Here is a 3,904-nt window from a genome sequence, read left to right on the forward strand (position 1 = left end):
TTATAACTCGAAATTCGACCTAGTAGTTTAGAGATTTAAAACAAAAAATTTTTACATGCGTTTGCCCTGCTGTTTTTATCTAAAAATTGCAGAATTAAGCGCAAGATGGATTATTACAAAACTGAACGGCATAGAAACAATCGTGAGCAAAGTAGAAATAAAGCAGGCGCGGGAAGCAAGAAGTTCATGCCGGTGAAACTGAACGCACATCATGCTAAGCGTAACAGAAATCGGAGCGGAAAAACCAACCACAAGAGCAGCAAGCGAATATTCATTAAAGCGGACAATTCCTGCCAAATGCAAAACACAGCAGAAAATCAAAACAAAAACCGGAGCAAAAAAGTTTCTCATAACGGCAATCAACCAAGCAGTTTTATCTTTCACTGCGGAAGAAAAATCAGCCTCGCCAATGGACATTCCAATTAAAAACATCGAAAGCGGATTCAGCAAATGGCAAAATGAAGAAACAGTTGTGTAAAGAACCGGCAAAGTTTTATCCACACGCAAAAAAGAATGCATTCCCTGCCCAGTTTGAACTTGCACCGTAAAATCCTGTAAAAGCCAAACAGCAATTCCAAGGAACATTCCAATCATAATCGGCGTAACAAAAATTTTCTTTGCAGAAATTGAAAACGTCTTAACGTGAAAACGCTCGCCGGAAATTATGTAAAATCCTACTATATAAACCATTATTCGGAACACAACAGAAATTGAGCTTATGTAAAGCATAACTTCCTTGTCGCGTCCCGTATAAACCGACTGCAAAATCGGAAGTGAAAAAAGCGTCGTCTGTCCAACTGCCACAAAAAGAGCCGCCAGAATACACTCGTCTTTTGCGCGCTTTATAAAGGCAAGTTTTCCAAGAAAAACAAGCAAAGCGTAAATTATTCCGGCAAGCAAAATTTCAACAAGGCTTGTAGTAAAATTTTCCCTGTTGAAATTCTGCATAAAGGCATTAAACGCAATGCAAGGAACCGCAATTTTCCAAACAATCGCCGTAACTGTCTTTTTTCCGCCGTCATCAACAATGCCACGCCGCCTAAAAAAGTAGCCAAGGCAAATTGTTATCACAGTCTGAAAAAACGCGCCCAGAAAATGCACATCGCAAAGCACGAGCTTTAACACTTGAAGCATTTTTTACTTCTTGAGCAATGCCGCAAATGGATTGTAATACATTCCGTCGTCGCTGCCAAAATTCTGTTTTTCGCGGTGAGGCTTTTTGTTTTTATCGAACGAAGGCTTTTCCCCGGAAACTGAATGTTTTTTTACAACCACAACTTTTTTCTTTGCACCAGAAGAAGCTCCTCCAGCAGGGCGGCTTGCAGCATCAGATTTAAGCGAAAGGCTGATTCTCTTTCTGTCTGTATCCAAGTCAATTATTGTAAATTCCTTTACATCGCCAACTTTGATTACGTCCATCGGGTCAGAAACAAAACTGTCGCTAAGCTCGGAAATGTGAATAAGACCAGTTTCGTGCAAGCCAATGTCCACAAATGCGCCAAAATCAACAACATTTTTAATCTTGCCAGTAACTTTCATTCCAACCTTGAGGTCTTCAAAATTCAAAACGCCTTTCTGCATGATTGGAGCAGGATAGCCGTCGCGCGGATCACGGTTAGGCTTTGCAAGCTCTTCAACAATATCATTGATTGTAGTTTCACCAACATTGTACTTTTCTTCCAGCTGTTTTTTAAGTTCCGCGGAAATCTTTTCTTTTTTCTGAACAAGCGGAAGAACTTCTTTTGCAACTTCGTAGTTTTCCGGGTGAACCCAAGTGTTGTCAAGCGGATTTGAGCTTTCTGGAATTTTCAAGAATCCCGCGCACTGCTCAAACGCCTTTGGTCCAAGCCCCGAAACTTTTTTCAAATCCTCGCGGCTTGTGATTTTTCCGTTTGTATCGCGGTAGGCAACAATTTTCTTTGCAAGAGAACTGTTGATTCCAGAAACATATTTTAAAAGGCTCGCGCTCGCTGTGTTCAAGTTTACGCCAACCTGATTTACAACAGAACCAACAACTTCATCCAAAGTATCTGAAAGTTTTTTCTGATTTACATCATGCTGGTAAAGTCCAACGCCAATTGCCTTTGGGTCTATTTTTACAAGCTCAGCAAGCGGATCCTGCAATCTTCTTCCCATTGAAATTGCACCACGGATTGTAAGATCAAGCTCAGGAAATTCTTCGCGGGCAATGTCGCTTGCAGAATAAACAGAAGCACCGCTTTCATCAACTACCGTGTACATGACATCAGAATAATTTTCGCTGATTACTTTGCTTACAATCGCCTGAACTTCCTGGCTACCAGTTCCGTTTCCAACCGCAACAACCTGAATGTCGTACTTGTCAATCGCGTCATTGATTGCCTTATATGAGCCTTCTGGATCTGCAACCTGCTTAATAAGGAAGTAGCCAAGATATTTTCCAGTTTCATCAAGGGCAGCGCATTTTGTTCCAGTGCGGATTCCAGGATCAACTCCAAGAACGCGACTTCCTTTTATCGGCTGGGTCATCAAAAGATTCTTTAAGTTTTCGCTGAAAATTCCAATTCCATGCTCGTCAGCTTCATCAGTTTCATCGCTGCGGATTTCACGAACAACTGCAGGACTTAAAAGACGCACAACTCCATCTTCAATAGCCCCAGAAAACGCCTTGTTGTTAATTGTGTATTTTTTCTGAATAGCTTTTACAGCCTCGTCAACATCAACGAAAATTGTAACTTCAAGCGCACCTTCACGTTCTGCACGGTTGATTGCAAGAATTCTATGCGGCTTAACCTGATTCAAAGGCTCGCTGTAGTCCCAGTACATTTTGTATGTGGAAGTTTTTTCAACTGTTTCAGCGTCCTGTCCGTCTGGAACAATTCCTTTTGTAACAATCGAGCCGGTTTCCATATAAAGTGAATGGACAGTTTCGCGGTTTTTGGAATCCTGAGCAACACGCTCTGCGACAATGTCCTTTGCACCTGCAATCGCATCTTCCGCAGTTTCAACATTTAAAGCTGAATCTTCATTGTCTGTCTTTATGAATTCCTTTGCTTTTTCAAGAAGAGCAGCGTCATCAAGCTCATACATGGCATCTGCCAAAGGCTCAAGTCCTTTTTCCTGTGCAACCATTCCGCGGGTCTTTTTCTTCTTTTTAAATGGAGCCCACAAGTCTTCAAGCTCGGAAAGAGTTTTTGCTTCCATTGCGGCATTGTACAAAGATTCAGTAAGCTTGTTCTGATTAAATATGCCTTTTACAATTTCAAGGCGGCGTTCTTCCAGATTTTTATAGGAAGTAAACAAGTGGTCGCATTCACGCACCTGAAGCTCATCAAGCGAGCCGTGCTTTTCTTTGCGGTAACGTGCAATAAAAGGAATAGTGCATCCTTCCTGAACAAGGCTGATGACCGCGCTTACCTGAGGAACTTTTATGTTCAGCTCCTCAGCGATTTTTTTCATAATTTCAACTTCATTGACTGCCAACGAGTCGATTTTCTCTTGAGTAAATTCCATAGGACGCTATTTTACGAAAAAAACAACCTTGCGTAAAGTGGAACTTTTGGAGGGTTTTGGATGGGAATATTACTGCTGAAGGAATACTTCCTAAGAGGCTAAGAGAGTATTCCTAAGAGCTGAAGTAAGTATTCCTAAGAGCCTTAGAGAGTATTCCTCAGGGGCTTAGGAAGTATTCCTCAGCCTCTTAGGAAGTATCGCTACGGCTTTTAGGAAGTATCCCTTTTGTTTTTATGACAGAAAGTAAAAGTATCTTTTTTGTCATTCAGGGGCTTGAGACTATGTCATACTCCGGCTTGAATTTATGTCATTATCCGGCTCGACCGGATAATCTATTTCAGATTCCTGCATCAAGTGCAGGAATGACATTTAGAACTTATTAGCCTTAATTTCGAGTTTTATAATTTAATGT

At 41.2% G+C, this 3,904-nt stretch carries 2 protein-coding genes; both read right to left on the reverse strand.

Features of this window, described 5'->3' with window-relative positions; all coding sequences use genetic code 11:
• Positions 1–75: 75 nt before the first annotated feature.
• Positions 76–1,134 carry an AEC family transporter gene (locus tag B3209_RS09305; protein ID WP_296662090.1) on the reverse strand — a complete coding sequence of 353 codons (1,059 nt, stop codon included), beginning with the start codon at positions 1,132–1,134 and terminating at the stop codon, positions 76–78.
• 3 nt (positions 1,135–1,137) lie between these two features.
• Positions 1,138–3,492, reverse strand: coding sequence for a helix-hairpin-helix domain-containing protein (locus tag B3209_RS09310; protein WP_296662091.1), 2,355 nt, complete (start codon positions 3,490–3,492; stop codon positions 1,138–1,140).
• Between the last annotated feature and the right edge of the window lie 412 nt (positions 3,493–3,904).

It is taken from the genome of Treponema sp. UBA6852 (assembly GCA_002449305.1).
GTDB lineage: Bacteria > Spirochaetota > Spirochaetia > Treponematales > Treponemataceae > Treponema_D.